The sequence below is a fragment of the Facivitalis istanbulensis genome, from assembly GCF_040560405.1.
Lineage (GTDB): Bacteria > Pseudomonadota > Alphaproteobacteria > Sphingomonadales > Sphingomonadaceae > Sphingomonas > Sphingomonas istanbulensis.
Map to the genome: position 1 here is coordinate 82,214 of NZ_JAVSCQ010000008.1, position 16,538 is coordinate 98,751.

Genomic DNA, 16,538 nt, shown 5'->3' on the forward strand with positions numbered 1-16,538 from the left:
TCCCGCCCCGCCCCCGACGCGTCCCCTTATTCCGCCGCCTTGGCCCTATCCTCGAACTCGGCCGCCGCGAGGAAACGCTCGGCGTCGAGCGCAGCCATGCAGCCCGTACCCGCCGCCGTCACCGCCTGGCGATAGACCTTGTCGGCGACGTCACCACAGGCAAAGACGCCCGGAATGCTGGTGCGGGTCGAACCCTTCTCGACCGCGACATAGCCGTCCTTGTCCAGCTCCAGATGACCACGGAACAGCTCGGTGGCCGGATGATGGCCGATCGCGACGAAGCCGCCCTCCACGTCGAGGCGGCTATGCTCGCCCGTCACCGTGTCGACCAGATCGAGCGCGACCAGCCCGGCCGTGCCCCCGCCGTCGACGAACGCGCGGACTTCCTGGTTCCACAACACCTTGACGTTCGGATGCGCGAACAGCCGTTCCTGCAGGATCCGCTCGGCGCGCAGGCTGTCCCGGCGATGGATCAGGGTCACATCGTCGGAATGATTGGTCAGGTACAGCGCCTCCTCGACCGCGGTGTTGCCGCCGCCGATCACCGCCACCTTCTTGCCGCGATAGAAGAAGCCGTCGCAGGTGGCGCAGGCCGACACGCCCTTGCCCTTCATCGCCTCCTCGCTGTCCAGGCCCAGCCACTTGGCCTGCGCGCCCGTCGCGATGACCAGCACATCGCCCTCATAGACGTCGCCGCCATCGCCGATCAGGCGAAAGGGGCGCTGGGTCAGATCGACCTGCGTAATCGTATCCCACATCATCCGCGCGCCGACATGTTCCGCCTGCTTCTGCATCTGCTCCATCAGCCAGGGGCCCTGGATGACATCGGCGAAGCCCGGATAATTCTCGACATCCGTGGTGGTGGTCAACTGCCCGCCCGGCTGGATACCCTGCACCACGATCGGCTTCATCCCGGCGCGCGCGCCATAGATGGCGGCGGACAGCCCCGCGGGGCCGGAGCCGAGGATGAGCATACGGGTGGCGTAGGTGGTCATGTCCAATTCCTGTGAAACGCAATATCACCGCACAGATAGGCGCAGGCGCTCGAAAAATGAACCGCTTCTCATGCGGCCAATCGCGGCGTGCTTCGTTAGGCCTTGCAGGTGCAGAACCGCCTGATGGCGGGCAGGAATATGTGGTCGAAGGATGTGGAGTGTTCGAATATAATATCCCTGAGGAATATGTTGGTATTTCGCATCCAGGACGCCCCTGCCTGACCCCGTGGGAGCTTGGCGTGCGGCCAGGCCATGTACCTGGGGCCGGATCGGCCTCGATCAAGGTGCGCCTGACCTCATGAGCATCTTGGGAGCGGTATTGACCGGGGGACGGTCGTCGCGCTTTGGATCGAACAAGGCGGTTGCCATATTGGGGGACCGTCCCCTGGTGGCGCATGCCCGTTCCTCCATCGCCCCCTATTGCGCGCGGGTCGTGCAGGTCGGGGGAGCGGATGGCGTCCCCGACATGCCGACGCCCGGAATGGGACCGCTGGGCGGGATCGCCGGTGCGCTGGATTATGCCGCCAGCCATCGCTTTCGCTGCGTCCTGACGATCGGTTGCGACATGCCGCATCTGCCCGATGGCCTGATCGAGGCGATTCTGCGACGCGAGCCCAGCTATTGCGAGGACGCACCGGTGCTCGGGCTGTGGCCCGCCGCGCTGGGCGCGCAACTGATGGCGCATCTGTCGCTGGGGCAGGATCGATCGGTGCGTGGCTGGGCCCGGGCGATCGGAGCGATCCCCATCGCCTCGCCCCAGCCGATCGCCAATGTGAACACCCCGGCCGATCTCGCTGCCCTATGAAGGCCGCAGGGCCGGCGAACCCGGTGAAGACGGTCGATCATGATCCCGCGCGTCTCTTGACGCTGCTTCGGCGCACGCCCGATGGCGCGACCCGTGCGATCGAACGGAATGTGGCGGTCGAATGCCCGGTCGCGATCGAGGTCGACGGCTTCGGCTATGCGGTCATGATGATGACGCCCGACCGGCTGGACGCCTTTGCCACGGGCTTTCTGCTGACCGAAAGACTGGTCGACCGGGCAGCGGACATCATCGCGATCGAGCCCTTCTCGGCCGAGCGCGGATGGATCGTCCGGGTGACGCTCGCCGAGCATTGCCGGGGACGGATCCAGGATCGGGTACGCCACCGGACCAGCGATACGAGTTGTGGGCTGTGCGGCCTGTCGGGGCTGGAGCAGATCGCCCGCCCGGTGACGACGCAGCCCCCGGTCCCGCAGGCACGGGCGGAAACGCTCTTTGCGACCTTGGAGAGCGTTCGCGGGCAACAGCCGCTCAATGGCCTGACCGGGGCGGTCCATGCGGCGATCGCCTATGACGCGAGCGGCGCGGTGCTGGCGGCGGCGGAGGATGTCGGCCGCCACAATGCCCTCGACAAGCTGATCGGCCTGTTGGCGCAGGGTGATGCGTCAGCGCCCGACTTTCTCCTCGTCACCTCGCGGATCAGCTATGAGATGGTGGACAAGGCGCTGGTCGCGGGGGTGGGGTTGCTGGTCGGCATTTCGGCACCGACCACCCTGGCGGTCGATCACGCGCGCGCCCATGGCCTGACCCTGATCGCGCTGGCCCGGCGGGACGCCATGCTCGTGGCGCATGACCCGCATGGCCGGTTCGATCAGCCGCGCGCTCTGGCCCGCTGATCCCCGCCGGTTTCGACCGGGACCGGCCGAAGCACGACCTCGGGTGCCGGCATGTCGATCCGATCGTTCAGGATCCGGTTTCGCCCCAGCCGCTTGGCACGATAAGCCAGTTGGTCCGCGCGCGCGATCAAGCTGTCGATCGTCTCGCCCGGCTCCTGGCGAGCGATCCCGCCGCTGACCGTCACGACGGGCAGGTTGCGGTCGGCGAAGGACTCCAGCGCGGACCGGATCGCCCGGCTCAACCGGACCGCGCGATTGTCGAGCGGATGATCGGTCCCGCCACGATCGGGCAGCAACAGGGTGAACTCCTCGCCTCCCATGCGCACCGCCAGCGCGTCCGGGGTCGCCAGCCGATGCAGCACATCCGCAAAGGCGACCAGCACCAGATCGCCCATGGCATGGCCGTGCCGGTCGTTGATCCGCTTGAAATGGTCGAGATCCAGGACAAGGGCGTAGAGCGCATGCCCGTCGCGCTTTGCCTCGGCCAGCATCGTCGGCCCCATCCGGTAAAGGCCGCGCCGGTTGGTCAACCCGGTCAGCGGATCGGTCTCTGCATCGAGGATCGTCTCCTCCAGCGCCTTCTGGATGACCAGCAGCATCAGGAACAGGCCCGCCGCGACCAGCAGCACGCCCGTCGAGATCTGCGAGGCGATGGCATAGAGGCTTCCCGCATAGGCCTTCGCGGTGGTGCCCGTGCCCAGCGCCACGGCCATGAAGGGCTTGATGAGAAAATGCGCGAAAATCACGACGAAGACGCCACTGATCAGCGCACGGATCAGCCCATGCTGGCGGATACGCCGCGCCGCGACCAGCGCCAGCGCAGAGGCTCCCGCGAACGGCAGTTGGAACGCGATCTCATAGGGCAGCGTGCAACGGGTGCCGTGCATGGTCGCCAGCCGCAACGCCATCCCCGCCATCCATAGCAGCAGCATCAGGCGCGTATGAGGGGGAGAGCCGGAAAAGACCCGGATGCCGACCGCCATCACCAATATGCTGCCCAGAAACGAGCCGTAGCCGATCAGCGAGAATAGCAGGACATGATCGGTAAAATGGATCAGCAACTGACTGAAGGGCGTCAGGAATCCCAGCAAATAGCTGACCATGAACCATATGGCCGCGCGTTGCCGGGAATAGGATAGCGCCAACAGGCCGTATGTGACGACAAACAGGGCCGCCACGCAGCTATTGGCAACAAGAGCATAGACCGCTGCGCTCACGAACCGATCCCAAGCCCCTGTCGATTGTCCTCGCTGTCCCTCTACCCCGCAGAGGCAAAGGATATGTTAAAGTGGAGGAGCGCGGGCTCCGATTATCACATTGACGGAGGACCAGCATTGCCGCGCAGGTGATAGCACGCCGCCAGGACATGATCCGGGACCGCGGGCGAACGGTTGAGACGCGCGCGCCTCGCCCCTTTATGGGCAAGTCGCCACTCATCCTGTTACGGGCACAACACGATGACCGCCCTGCAAACTGTAAGCCATGCCATTCAAATAAAAAGGAAATACACCGGGTGGTAGCGAAGGAGGGACTTGAACCCCCGACACGCGGATTATGATTCCGCTGCTCTAACCAGCTGAGCTACTTCGCCATGCTAGGCGTTCCACCCGGTGGAGGCGCGCCTATAGACAGGCTATTTCCGGGCGTCAAGCGAACAAATGACGAGAAATCGGTTCCCACGGCCCGCCACGATACCACCATGCGCCCAGACCGATCAGCTCGACGCGGCGCGGGCGAAAATCGCGCTCCATCTGCTGAAGGAGCAGCCTGGCGGTGGCCGGCGTCACCTTGTTCTGAACGGTCACATGCGCGCGCCAGCCGCCCGCATCCTGTGGAGTCAGCAAACCGGCAAAGGCGTCGACCAGGTCGGCCCGGATCGCGGCCAGCCCGGGAGACTCGATCCGGATCGCCACCCCCCTGCCCAGCGACATCAGCCCGCTCGCCCGTGCCTCCGGCGCGCGCACGCCCCGGGTCAGGGTGTTGAGCCGGTGCTTCAATTCCACCTCTATCGAGGGCGGCAGATGGTGGAACAGCGTGCAATGCGCGTCGAGGACATTCCGCTCGGGCGGAAAATATTGACGGCGCAGACCATCAAGCCATCCCTGATCGGCTCGCCCGAACAGCGTGGTGACGATGATCGGCGCCGGGAGGGAGGCACGCGCGTCGGTCAGATTTCCACCTGGCTGCCCAGTTCCACCACCCGGTTGGTCGGCAGGCGGAAAAACTCCATCGCGCTCTCGGCGTTGCGCAGCATCCAGGAGAACAGCTTTTCGCGCCATACCGACATGCCCGGCCGCTCGGCGGCGAGCAACGTCTGGCGCGACAGGAAGAAGCTGGTGTCCATCATCTTGAACGCCCCGCCCGCCATGTCGACCCGCTTCAACGCGGCCGGGACGTCGGCCTCTTCCATGAAGCCGAAGCGCAGGACCAGCCGGTAGAAGCCATGGCCCAGATCGTCCAGCTTGGCCCGGTCATGATCGGGCCAATAGGGCTGGCTGACGATCTTGACGGTCAGCAGGATGATCCGTTCGTGCAGCACCTTGTTGTGCTTGAGATTGTGCAGCAGCGCATGCGGCACCCCTTCGGGCGAAGAGGTCATGAAGATCGCGGTGCCCGACACGCGGCTGGCGGCATTGGCGGCCGAATCGATGAAGATGCGGATCGGCATCGCCCCTTCGCGCAACCGCTGGATCATCAGCTTGCGCCCCGTCGACCAGGTGGTCAGGAAGGTGAAGACGATGAAGCCGACCAGCAGCGGGAACCAGCCGCCCGCCGGCACCTTGGTCAGGTTGGCGAAGAAATACGCCCCGTCGACGAGGAAGAAGAGGCCCAGCAGCGGCAAGGCGGCGAAGAGCGGCCATTTCCACAACCGGGTGAGCGCGACGCCCAGCAGGCAGGTGTCGATCAGCATCGCGCCCGTCACCGCGATACCATAGGCCGAGGTGAGGTTGGACGAGGACCGGAAGAACAGCACGAGCAGGATCACCATCACCATCAACATCCAGTTGATGAGCGGGATATAGATCTGCCCGGCGGTCATGGCCGATGTATGCTCGATGCGCAGGCGCGGCATGAAGCCCAGCTGGATCGCCTGCTGCGTCACCGAAAAGGCGCCGGTGATGACCGCCTGGCTCGCGATCACGGCGGCGGCGGTTGCCAGGATGACCAGCGGCAGCCGCAGCCCGTCGGGCGCGAGCATATAGAAGGGGCTTTCCAGCGCCGCTGCCCCCTCACGGAACAGCAGCGCCCCCTGCCCCATATAATTGAGCATCAGCGCCGGCAGGACGAAGCACAGCCAGGACAGGCCGATCGGCCGCCGCCCGAAATGCCCCATATCGGCATAGAGCGCCTCCGCCCCGGTCACCGCCAGCACGACCGATCCCAGCGCCAGGAAACCGCGCAGCGGATCGATGAAGAAGAACTCCACCGCATAATGCGGCGACAATGCCCAGAGGATGCCCGGCGTCTGCACGAAGCTCATCACGCCCAGCACGGCGATCGTCGTGAAATAGAGGAGCATGACCGGACCGAAGAACAGGCCGACCCGCTCGGTGCCCGAACGCTGGATCTTGAACAGCACGATCAGGATGGTGATCGCGATGGGCAGCACGAAACTGCCAAAGGCGGGGGCGGCGACGGCCAGCCCCTCCACCGCGCTCAACACGGTGACGGCGGGCGTGATCATGCTGTCGCCGTAAAATAGCGCGGTGGCGAAGACGCCGAGCAGCACGATTCCCCGCGACCAGCGCCGCGTCTTGGTCTGGCCCGACACGAGCGCCAGCAGCGCCAGGCTGCCCCCCTCGCCCTTATTGTCCGCGCGCATGATGATGGAGACATATTTGACCGACACCACGATCATCATCGACCAGAAGATCAGGCTGATGACGCCCAGGATGTGCGGCGCGTCGACCGGCAGGGGGTGATGCGGATTGGCGAAGGTCTCGCGAAACGCGTAGAGCGGGCTGGTCCCGATATCGCCGAAGACCACGCCGATCGCCCCCAGCGCGAGCCGCGCCATGCCGTTCGACGGGTGATGATGATGATCCTCGGTCGCGGCTGTCGCGACACCGGCTGGAGCGACGCTCATCGCCCGAGGATCGCGCCGTGGATGGGGAGGATCATCGGCGACATGCGTGGCAACCCTTCGATCATCGCGCGCCCCTAGCATGACCCCAGAAGGCCAGCAACGCGGGCCCCGCCCGCTTGTTGCCTTCGGGCATGATTTCGGAACCGGAGCGATGCGACGATGCAACACCGGCGCCGATCCGTCCGGCACGGCCGGGAAAGCCATAAGGGCAGCGACGACAGGTTCACCTCCCGCCCTCGATCGGCTACGGCGTCGCCATGGTTAGTCGCACCGCCGTTCAGGCCGCTTCGGAAAATCCGTCCCCGCTCGTCACCATCGACGATGTCCGTGCCGCCCATGCCCGGATTTCGGACCGGATCATCCGGACGCCGACGCTCATCAGCCGGACCCTGTCGCAACTGACCGGCGCGACCGTCTATCTCAAGTTCGAAAACCTCCAGTTCACCGCCGCTTACAAGGAACGCGGCGCGCTCAACACCTTGCTCCAGTTGTCCGAGGAGGCCCGGTCCAAGGGCGTGATCGCCGCCTCGGCGGGCAATCACGCACAAGGGCTGGCCTATCACGCCAACCGGCTGGGCGTGCCCGCCACCATCGTGATGCCGCGCACGACTCCGATCGTGAAGATCGTCCAGACCGAGGGGCATGGCGCGACCGTGGTGCTGGAAGGCGACACGTTCGACGCCGCCTATGCCCATGCCCGCGTGCTGGAGGCCGAACGCGGCTTCACCTTCGTCCACCCGTTCGACGATCCGCGCGTCATCGCGGGGCAAGGGACGGTCGCGCTCGAAATGCTGGAGGATGCGCCCGGCATCGACACGCTGCTTGTGCCGATCGGCGGCGGCGGCCTGATCTCGGGCATCGCCACCGTCGCGGCGGCGCGCGAGCGCCCGGTCGAGGTCGTCGGGGTGCAGGCCGCGCTCTTCCCGTCGATGTACAACCGGCTGAACGGCACCGACCTTCCCTGCGCGGGCGATACGCTGGCCGAGGGCATCGCGGTGAAGGAACCGGGCGGCCTGACCGGGCAGACGGTCGCGGCGCTGGTGCGCGAGATCCTGCTGGTCGACGAACGCCATCTGGAGGAAGCGGTCAGCGCGCTGCTCCAGATCGAGAAAACGGTGGTCGAGGGCGCGGGCGCGGCGGGCCTCGCCGCGCTGATGTCCTATCCCGAACGCTTCCGCGGCAAGACGGTGGGCATCGTGCTGTGCGGCGGCAATATCGACACGCGGCTGCTCGCCAATGTCCTGTTGCGCGACCTGGCGCGGTCGGGCCGCCTCGCCCGCCTGCGCATCCGGTTGCAGGACCAGCCGGGCGCGCTTTTCAACGTCGCGCGCATCTTCGACCATGAGCGGGTGAATATCATCGAGGTCTATCACCAGCGCGTCTTCACCACCCTGCCCGCCAAGGGCCTGATCACCGATATCGAGTGCGAGACGCGCGACGCGCTGCATCTCCACCGGCTGATCGAGGCGTTGCGCGCCGCCGGCTATGAGACGAGCCAGGTCGAACTCGCCTGACATCCTCGTCCGGGGCGGGCACGCTCAGCGCCTTTGCCCGCCCCATCCGCCCGTCCCGAAAAGTTTTTCGGCCATCGTCCCGTTTCCGAACGGCCCAAAGCCATCGCAACGGCCGGTAAAACCGGTAAGAGACGGTTCTTGTCCGTTCCGAAGGAAAGTCTCAGGCGGTGACCGCGCCCTTTCGTTTTCCGCGCTTTTTCGTCACCAGCCCCGCTCCCTGCCCCTATCTGCCGGGCCGGGAGGAGCGGAAGGTCTTTACCGAGCTGAACGGTGAACATGCCGACGAACTGAACGAAGCGCTGAGCCGCATCGGCTTCCGGCGCAGCCAGGGCGTCGCGTATCGCCCCTCCTGCGCGGGCTGCACCGCCTGCGTGTCGGTGCGCATCGTGACCGAGGGGTTTCGCCCCAACGGCACGCAGCGCCGGCTGCTGCGCCGTCACGCCGATCTGGACGTCACCGCCTGCCAGCCCTGGGCGACCACCGAGCAGTTCGACCTGCTCAGCCGCTATCTGGGCAAGCGCCATCCCGGCGGCGGGATGACCGCGATGGACGAAAGCGATTATGCCGACATGGTCGAGTTGTCGCCGGTCCAGTCGGTCATCGTCGAATATCGCGAGCCCATGGGCCCCAACGGCGAACGGGGACGGCTGGTGGGGGCGTGCCTGACCGATCGGCAGGGCGATGGCCTGTCCATGGTCTACAGCTTTTACGAGACCGAGGATGACAGCCGCCCCGGCCTGGGCAATTTCATCATCCTGGACCATATCCTGCGCGCCCGCGCGACGCAGTTGCCCTATGTCTATCTGGGCTATTGGGTGAAGGGGTCGCCGCGCATGGCCTATAAGACCCGCTACCAACCGCTGGAAGCGCTGGGTCCACGCGGCTGGGCCCCGCTGTCCGACGAGACACCGGCCGATACCACGCCCCCACCGATGGACAGGCTGTAGAAGGGCTCGCGCCGGGCGCCGGCCTCCTGCTCCCCTGCAACGGGAAGAGAAAGCCGGGCCTGACGTTTTCCGGTGACGAACGGGGGCGTCCCTCCTCACGCTCTCCAGTCACAGCGACCGGCGAAACGACAGTGGGGAGCGAGCCCTATTGCCCCTCGCCCGCCTCCGTCTTCTCGCACATCGGCGCCGGCCCGGCGATCGACGCCGTGCCCGCCGCGTCCAGCGCGATAGCGACACGGACATGGCCGTCCTGCGGGCTCAACCCCGTCGCGGGATCGAAGCCGATCCAGCCCAGTCCCTCGACATGCGCCTCGGCCCAGCCATGCGGCTGCCCCCGCCACGTCTCGTCGCGCGCCACATAGCCCGAGACATAGCGGGCCGGGATGCCGAGCGACCGCGCGGCGACGCAAAAGACATGCGCGGGATCGGGCAACAGCGCCACGGCCGAGTCCTCGGCCCGGTGCAGCGCGGCATTGATCCCGTGCAGCACGGCCAGCGGCCCGGCCGCCGCCGACGCCGCGATCCCGGCCGCCCAGTCGACGATCGCCGGTTCGGCCGGGGTGAGCGCCGTGGCCCGCAGGAACAAGGCGGGCGGCAAGGTCTCGGTCGCACCACGCACCAGCCCATGCGCATCGCTGGTCAACACCTCGCCACTCGCGGTGATGGTGATCGTGTCGATCGCCGCGTCGACATAGAGCATGGTCACGGCATTGCCGAACCCGTCCTGCCCCCGCCGCATCCGCGCGTCGCAATCGACGTCGATCCGCCAATGCACCACGGTCTGATCGTCGTAATTCTCCGGTGTCAGCCGCACCATCCGCACCGACTGGCCAGGCCCCCGACCGGGGCGGTGGACGATCTGCTGCTCGATCGCGATCCGCATCAGGCGAATTTGAACTGGCGGCCGATGGCACCGTGCAGTTGGGCATTCTCCTCGATAAAGCCTTCCAGATATTGGTGGAGCCCACCCGCGATCACATCGCCCGACCGCGTCTTGCTCATCCGGCTTGCCCGCATCCTCGCCATACGATCCGCCTCCCCATGCTGCCCCGTGCGCCGGGCGAGTTGTCCCAGCACGTCCACCGTCTCCTCGACCGAGGCCGCCAGGCTGCGCGGCAATTCGGCGCGCGCGATCAGCAGGTCGATCACGTTCGAGGGCTTGAGCCCGTCGGAATAGAGCCAGCGATAGGCCGTGACCGCCGACACGGTCTGCAGGATCGTGGTCCACTGGTCGCGATCGACCACCCCGCCGATCCGCTCGCCCGCCGGCAGCAGGATATGGTATTTCACGTCGAGCAGCCGCGCGGTATTGTCCGCGCGCTCGACCGCCTGGCCCAGCCGGATGAACCATGTCGTCTGGTTGCGCAGCATCCGGTGGACCGCGCCCTCGAAGCCGCGCGTCTCGTTCTTCACCGCCTCGACCAGGTTCAGCACCGCACCGGGCTCGTCCGCCGCCGGCCGCGCCTCGAAATGCAGCCAGGCGCGGTTGATCGCGCTCCACGCCTCGCGGGTCAGCGCGGTACGGACCGCGCGCGCGTTGATCCGCGCCATCTCGACACAGCGGACGATCGAACCGGGATGACAGGGTTCGACCGTCAGGAAGCGCGCGACCTCGCGCCGCCGCAGCTCACGCCCGCCCTCGGCAAAGGCGCTGGCGGTGTCGGTCACGGCCAGCGCCGATCCCCAGGCGGCCAGCCCGGCGGAGCGCGGCGACAGCACGTCCAGCCGGACGGTTGCCTCGACCAGCCGCGCGATGAAATCCGCGCGCTCAAAGTAACGACCCAGCCAATAAAGCGAGGATGCGGTGCGCGACAGCATCAGCGATCCCCCTCGGACCGGATCTCGCCATCCGCCGACGATCCCTGGACCTGTGTCCAGGGATCGGGTTCCTCGGGCATCAGCACGAAACTGTCCTTCGTCCCGCCGCCCTGGCTCGAATTGACGACCAGCGACCCTTCGCGCAGCGCCACGCGGGTCAGCCCGCCCGGCGTCACCTGCACCCCGTCGCCCCCGGTCAGGACGAAGGGACGGAAATCGACATGGCGCGGCGCGACCCCGCTTTCGACCAGCGTGGGAACGGTGGACAGCGCCAGCGTCGGCTGCGCGATATAGCGATGCGGCTCGGCGATCAGCGCGGCGCGGAAATGCTCGATCTGCACCCGGGTCGCGGTCGGGCCGACCAGCATCCCATAGCCGCCCGACCCGTCGACCAGCTTGACCACCAACTCGTCCAGATGGTCGAGGACATAGGCCAGCGCCTCCGGCTCGCGGCAGCGCCAGGTCTCGACATTCTTCAGCTTGGGCTCCGCGCCCGAATAATAGCGGACGATGTCGGGCATATAGCTGTAGATCGCCTTGTCGTCGGCGATGCCGTTGCCCGGCGCGTTGAGGATCGCGACATTGCCCGCCGCATAGGCCGCGATCAGCCCCGGTACCCCCAGCATCGAATCGGGACGGAAGACCAGCGGATCGAGGAAATCGTCATCCACCCGGCGATAGATGACGTCGACCTTCACCCGCCCGGCGATGGTGCGCATCCAGACGATGTCGTCATCCACCACCAGGTCGGCGGCCTCGACCAGCTCGACGCCCATCGAATCGGCCAGGAAGCTGTGTTCATAATAGGCCGAATTATAATGGCCGGGGGTCAGCACGACGCAGGTCGGCGCCATCACGCCGTGCGGCGCGACCGACTTCATCGTCGCGAGAAGGCGATCGGGATAGCTGTCCACCGCCGCCACCCGGAACTGCCGGAACAGCTCGGGGCAGAGACGCAGCATCGCCTCGCGATTCTCCAGCATGTAGCTGACGCCGGACGGGGTGCGGGCATTGTCCTCCAGCACGAAGAAATCGTCCGGCCCGGTGCGCACCAGATCGATGCCGCAGATATGCGCCCACACACCGTGCGGCGGGCGCATCCCCGCGATTTCCGGCCGGAACTGCGGATTGCCGAAGATCAGGTCGGGCGGCAACACGCCGTCGCGCAGGATCTTCCGCGCCCCGTAAATGTCGTCGAGAAAGGCGTTGATCGCCTCCACCCGCTGCACCAGCCCCTCGGACAGGCGCGCCCATTCGTCGGGCAGGAACACGCGCGGCACGATGTCGAAGGGGATGATCCGCTCGGCCGCGTCGCTTTCGCCATAGACGGCAAAGGTGATGCCGAGCTGGCGAAACGTGGTCTCGGCGGCCTGCTGGCGGCGGCGCAGTTCGGAAACGGGGGTTTGATCGAGCCAGCGTTGCAAGGCAGAGAGTTCGGGGCGCGGCGCGGTCGCGTCAACGGCACCCATGATTTCGTCGAACGCGGCGATTGTCCCCATCCAGTGATACGCTCCCCGATCTGATCCGCTCGCCATGCTGCACCGCGTAATCGCCGCGCACAAGGGGCCCGAACAGAATTCCTTCCCTGGCAGGAAAGGATTTTGGAGGCGTTACGCGCCCAGCCGCTCCAGAATCGACGGGGTCAGCACTTGCGGCAGGACCTGCGGCGTCTTCGCCCCCGGTGCATAATAAAGGTAGAGCGGCACGCCCGCGCGGTTATGCCGTTCGATGAACCGCCCCAACACCGGATCGCCATCGGTCCAGTCGCCGACCAGCACCGCGACCTTGTGCCGGGCGAACGCGTCGCGCACCGATCCGCGTTCGATCGCCGCCGCTTCATTGACCTTGCAGCTCAGGCACCAGTCGGCGGTGAAATAGGCGAAGACCGGCTGTCCCCTGGCGCGCAGCGATTCCAGCCTGGCTTCGGTGAAGGCGGTGTCGGCGGTCTTGGCCGCGACCGCGGTGGCGGGCTTTACCGTGACCACCAGCGCGACCGCGAGGACCAGCGCGACGATGGCGGGCCAGCCCGCGCGGCCCTTGCCACCATGCTGGCGCAACCCCGTCCACCACAGCCCCAAAGCGGTGAGCAGCGCGGCGGCGAGGCCCAGCGTCATGCCCGGCACGCCAGCCTCCTGCCCCAGGATCCAGGCGAGCGCGAGCGCGGTCAGGAACATCGGCACCGACAGGATGTGGCGCAACCGGACCATCCACATCCCCGGCCGGGGCAATCGCCGCCGGAGCGCGGGGACAAAACCGATGGCGAGGAAGGGCAGCGCGATCCCCAGCCCCAGTCCGGCGAACACCGCCAGCGCCGCCGCCGCCGGAAGCACCAGCGCCGCGCCCAGCGCGCCCGCCATGAACGGCCCCGAGCAGGGCGTGGCGACGAACGCCGCCAGCGCGCCGGTGGCGAACGATCCCATCGCGCCCGACCGCCCGGCAAAGGCCGGGGTCGGCAGTTCGAACAGCCCGGCGAGGTTGAATGCGATCCCGGCAACCAGCAGCAACAGGATGCCGATCACGCGCGGATCCTGCAGCTGGAACGCCCAGCCCGCGCTCTGGCCGCCCGCGCGCAGCGCCAGCAGGATGACGCCGAGCCCGACACAGACCAGCACGACGCCCGCCGTATAGGCCAGCGCCTCGGTCCGGGCATGGCGTTCCTCACCGCCGCCACGGGCCAGACTGAGCGCCTTCAGGCTCAGGATCGGGAAGACGCAGGGCATGATGTTGAGCAGCAAGCCACCCAGCACCGCGCCCAGAAAGGCCAGCGCGACCGCGCCGATCCCATGGTCCGCACCGCCAGTACCGGCGATCGCACCCGGCTTGGCCGCAAAGGCCAGTCCCTGCCCCTCGCCCAGCGACAGCACGCCGGATACCGGGCCGGGCGTCGGCATCGCGGCGGCGGGCATGGCGAGGATCAACTGATCCCCCTGCCGCGTCACGGCCTGCGGCGCGGCATGGTCGATCACGCCGCTACGGTCCGGATAGAAATAGGCATCCTTGACCGTGACGGCGGCGGGCAGCGGCACGGCAATCCGCACCGCCTTGTCCTTCGTCTCGATCGTCGCGTCGCCGCCCAGCGGCTTGGGCAGGGCCGCACGCCAGCGGTCAAACTCCGCGCGCACGGCGGGATCGACCGCGCCATCGCCGACGGTCAGCCGGGTCGACAGCGTCTGGCTTTCGGGCACGCAGATGGTGTCGGTGCAGACCAGGTAATCAAGCTTCACCGACACGGGGAGCGCGGTGCCCTGGGCCAGCCCGGCGGGCACCGACAGGTCAACGAGCAGGGTGAAGGGCCGCTCATAGACATAATTCATCAACCCGGCGATCTTCAGCCGCCCGGGCACCGGATAGCGCAACGCGCCCGCGCTCATCCCCTGGGGCAGCGTCCAGTGCGCCTCGGTCGGCAGGCCCGCATCGCCGCCATTCTTCCAATAGCCGTGCCAGCCTTTCTCGGGCGTCGCGGCCAGTGCGATCGTCACCGTCCGTCCAGCGGCGGGGCGCGCGCTTTCGGCAACCATGCGCATGGGCAGATGGATCGCCCCGGGCGCGGCGGGCGCGCTTTCGGCCATGGCGACGGCGTGCACCGTCACCATGAACACCGCCGTCATCAGGATGTAAAACCAACCGCGCATCGACCTTGCCCTATACCCGTTTGGCGTTCCATAGCGCCGCCGTTCCCGCTTTGCATCAAGGATGCCCATGACGTCGTTCCCCGTCGCGCTTCGCCCCCTGCTCCTCGGCTCCGCCGCCCTGTCCTTCGCCCTGTCGGTCGGGCTGTGCGCCGCCCCCGCCGCCGCGCAGCAGGCCAGCCCGCAGCCGGGCGCCGCGCCCGCCGGCATGACGAACCAGCCCGCGACGACGACGCTCACTCCCTTTCCCACCACGCCGCCCAAGCTGATCGTCGCGATCTCGGTCGACCAGTTCGCCGCCGACCTGTTCCAGCAATATCGCAATCATTTCACCGGCGGGATGGCACGGATGCTGACCGGCGCGGTCTTCCCCTCGGGCTATCAGAGCCATGCCGCGACCGAAACCTGCCCGGGCCACTCGACCATCCTGACCGGCTATCGCCCCGCGCATACCGGCATCATCGCCAACAACTGGGTCGACCCCACGCTGACGCGCGCCGACAAGATCGTCTATTGCTCGGAGGACGAACGCGTCCCGGGCATGGACCATAACAATTACACCGTGTCCGACATGCACCTGAAGGTGCCGACGCTGGGCGAACGGATGAAGACCGCCGACCCGCGCGTGCGCACCGTGTCCGTCGCGGGCAAGGACCGCGCCGCCGTGATGATGGGCGGCCACAAGATGGACCAGATCTGGTGGTGGGACGGCAAGACCTATGTCTCCTATGCCGGTCGCGCCGTGCCGCCGGTGGTCGAGCGCACCCGCAAGGCCGTCGCCGACATGATCGCGCGGCCGCAGGGCCCGTTGCCGCTGCCCGGTTTCTGCAGGCCGCTGGACCGGCCGATCACCGTCGGCGGCCAGACGCTGGGCACCGGGCGGTTCGAGCGCGCGGCGGGCGACCTGAAGGCGTTCCGCGTCTCCCCCGCCTCGGACGCCGCCGTGCTGGCGATGGCGGCGGGCTTCGTGCAGGATATGAAGCTGGGCCAGGGTCCGGCCACCGACATCCTGTCGGTCGGGCTGTCGGCGACCGACTATATCGGCCATGCGCTGGGCACCCAGGGCACCGAGATGTGCATCCAGATGGCCGAACTCGACCGCTCGCTGGCGGGCTTTTTCGAGGTGCTGGACGCGACCGGCGTCGATTATGAGGTGATGCTGACCGCCGATCACGGCGCGCACGACATGACCGAGCGGCAGCAGATTCGCGCGATGCCGATGGAAAGCCATGTCGCGCCGGCGGCGAAGACCAAGGCGATGTCGGCCGTCATCGCCCAGGCGATGGGCCTGCCCAATGATCCGCCGCTCCTGATGAGCGCGGAGGGCGACATCTACGTCAACCGCAACCTTCCCGCCGCGACGCGCGCCAGGGTGCTGGCCGAGGCGAAGCGGCGCTACGAAGCGCTGCCGCAGGTCGCCGCCGCGCTGACCCGGGATGAGATCGCGGCGACGCCCTGGCCGACCAGCGCGCCCGAAACCTGGACGCTGAAGGAACGGGCCCGTTCCTCCTACGACCCGGAACGCTCAGGCGATCTGCTGATCCTGCTCAAGCCGCGCGTGACGACCATCGAGGAGCCGGTCCCCGGTTATGTCGAGACGCATGGCTCGCCCTGGGACTATGACCGCCGCGTGCCGATCCTGTTCTGGCGCAAGGGCATGACCGGGTTCGAGCAGCCGCTGTCGGTGGAAACGGTCGATATCGCGCCGACGCTGGCCGCGACGATCGGCCTGCCCATGCCGGGCGTGGACGGACGCTGCCTGGACCTCGATCCCGGCCCCGCCGACACGTGCAAGCGCTGAGCCCGCTGCTTCCGTCACGGTGACGTGGCGGGTCGACGGCCTGACAGCGGGGGAGTAGGGCAAGGAACCATTCGTGCCTTACTCCCCT

Annotated in this window: 13 protein-coding genes and 1 tRNA gene; 5 read left to right on the plus strand and 9 right to left on the minus strand. The window is 67.4% G+C overall.

Annotation, left to right across the window (positions count from 1 at the left end; translation table 11 throughout):
- Positions 1-26: 26 nt before the first annotated feature.
- Positions 27-995, minus strand: a complete 969-nt coding sequence (gene trxB, locus RN629_RS07400; protein WP_407034627.1) for a thioredoxin-disulfide reductase — start codon at positions 993-995, stop codon at positions 27-29.
- 298 nt (positions 996-1,293) lie between these two features.
- On the opposite strand from trxB, the gene mobA reads away from it, so the two are divergent.
- Positions 1,294-1,800, plus strand: coding sequence for a molybdenum cofactor guanylyltransferase (mobA, locus tag RN629_RS07405; protein ID WP_407034628.1), 507 nt, complete (start codon positions 1,294-1,296; stop codon positions 1,798-1,800).
- On the plus strand, positions 1,797-2,654 hold the full coding sequence (gene fdhD, locus RN629_RS07410; RefSeq protein ID WP_407034629.1) for a formate dehydrogenase accessory sulfurtransferase FdhD: 858 nt from the start codon (positions 1,797-1,799) through the stop codon (positions 2,652-2,654). Before mobA ends, fdhD begins: the two co-directional genes overlap by 4 nt.
- Here fdhD and RN629_RS07415 read toward each other — a convergent pair.
- The 4 genes from RN629_RS07415 to RN629_RS07430 form a co-directional block, all read right to left on the minus strand.
- Entirely contained in the window at positions 2,630-3,871 is a 1,242-nt protein-coding gene (locus tag RN629_RS07415; RefSeq protein WP_407034630.1) for a GGDEF domain-containing protein, read from the minus strand. The genes fdhD and RN629_RS07415 overlap by 25 nt on opposite strands.
- 297 nt (positions 3,872-4,168) lie before the next feature.
- Positions 4,169-4,245 (minus strand) — tRNA-Met (locus tag RN629_RS07420).
- 55 nt (positions 4,246-4,300) lie between these two features.
- Entirely contained in the window at positions 4,301-4,825 is a 525-nt protein-coding gene (locus RN629_RS07425) for a 2'-5' RNA ligase family protein (protein ID WP_407034666.1), read from the minus strand.
- Entirely contained in the window at positions 4,822-6,741 is a 1,920-nt protein-coding gene (locus RN629_RS07430; RefSeq protein ID WP_407034631.1) for a potassium transporter Kup, read from the minus strand. Before RN629_RS07430 ends, RN629_RS07425 begins: the two co-directional genes overlap by 4 nt.
- A 257-nt stretch (positions 6,742-6,998) precedes the next feature.
- On the opposite strand from RN629_RS07430, the gene RN629_RS07435 reads away from it, so the two are divergent.
- A complete protein-coding gene (locus RN629_RS07435; protein ID WP_407034632.1) occupies positions 6,999-8,255 on the plus strand; it encodes a threonine ammonia-lyase in 1,257 nt (418 codons plus the stop codon).
- A 167-nt stretch (positions 8,256-8,422) separates the two neighbouring features.
- On the plus strand, positions 8,423-9,202 hold the full coding sequence (locus tag RN629_RS07440) for an arginyltransferase (protein ID WP_407034633.1): 780 nt from the start codon (positions 8,423-8,425) through the stop codon (positions 9,200-9,202).
- 145 nt (positions 9,203-9,347) lie between these two features.
- Here RN629_RS07440 and RN629_RS07445 read toward each other — a convergent pair whose 3' ends face one another.
- The 4 genes from RN629_RS07445 to RN629_RS07460 form a co-directional block, all read right to left on the minus strand.
- On the minus strand, positions 9,348-10,085 hold the full coding sequence (locus RN629_RS07445; protein ID WP_407034634.1) for a transglutaminase family protein: 738 nt from the start codon (positions 10,083-10,085) through the stop codon (positions 9,348-9,350).
- Positions 10,085-11,020, minus strand: coding sequence for an alpha-E domain-containing protein (locus RN629_RS07450; protein WP_407034635.1), 936 nt, complete (start codon positions 11,018-11,020; stop codon positions 10,085-10,087). The genes RN629_RS07445 and RN629_RS07450 overlap by 1 nt, the downstream gene beginning before the upstream one ends.
- On the minus strand, positions 11,020-12,519 hold the full coding sequence (locus tag RN629_RS07455; protein ID WP_407034636.1) for a circularly permuted type 2 ATP-grasp protein: 1,500 nt from the start codon (positions 12,517-12,519) through the stop codon (positions 11,020-11,022). Before RN629_RS07455 ends, RN629_RS07450 begins: the two co-directional genes overlap by 1 nt.
- Positions 12,520-12,630: 111 nt before the next feature.
- Positions 12,631-14,652, minus strand: a complete 2,022-nt coding sequence (locus RN629_RS07460) for a protein-disulfide reductase DsbD family protein (protein WP_407034637.1) — start codon at positions 14,650-14,652, stop codon at positions 12,631-12,633.
- A gap of 67 nt (positions 14,653-14,719) precedes the next feature.
- On the opposite strand from RN629_RS07460, the gene RN629_RS07465 reads away from it, so the two are divergent.
- Positions 14,720-16,450 carry an alkaline phosphatase family protein gene (locus tag RN629_RS07465; RefSeq protein ID WP_407034638.1) on the plus strand — a complete coding sequence of 577 codons (1,731 nt, stop codon included), beginning with the start codon at positions 14,720-14,722 and terminating at the stop codon, positions 16,448-16,450.
- Positions 16,451-16,538: the final 88 nt, after the last annotated feature.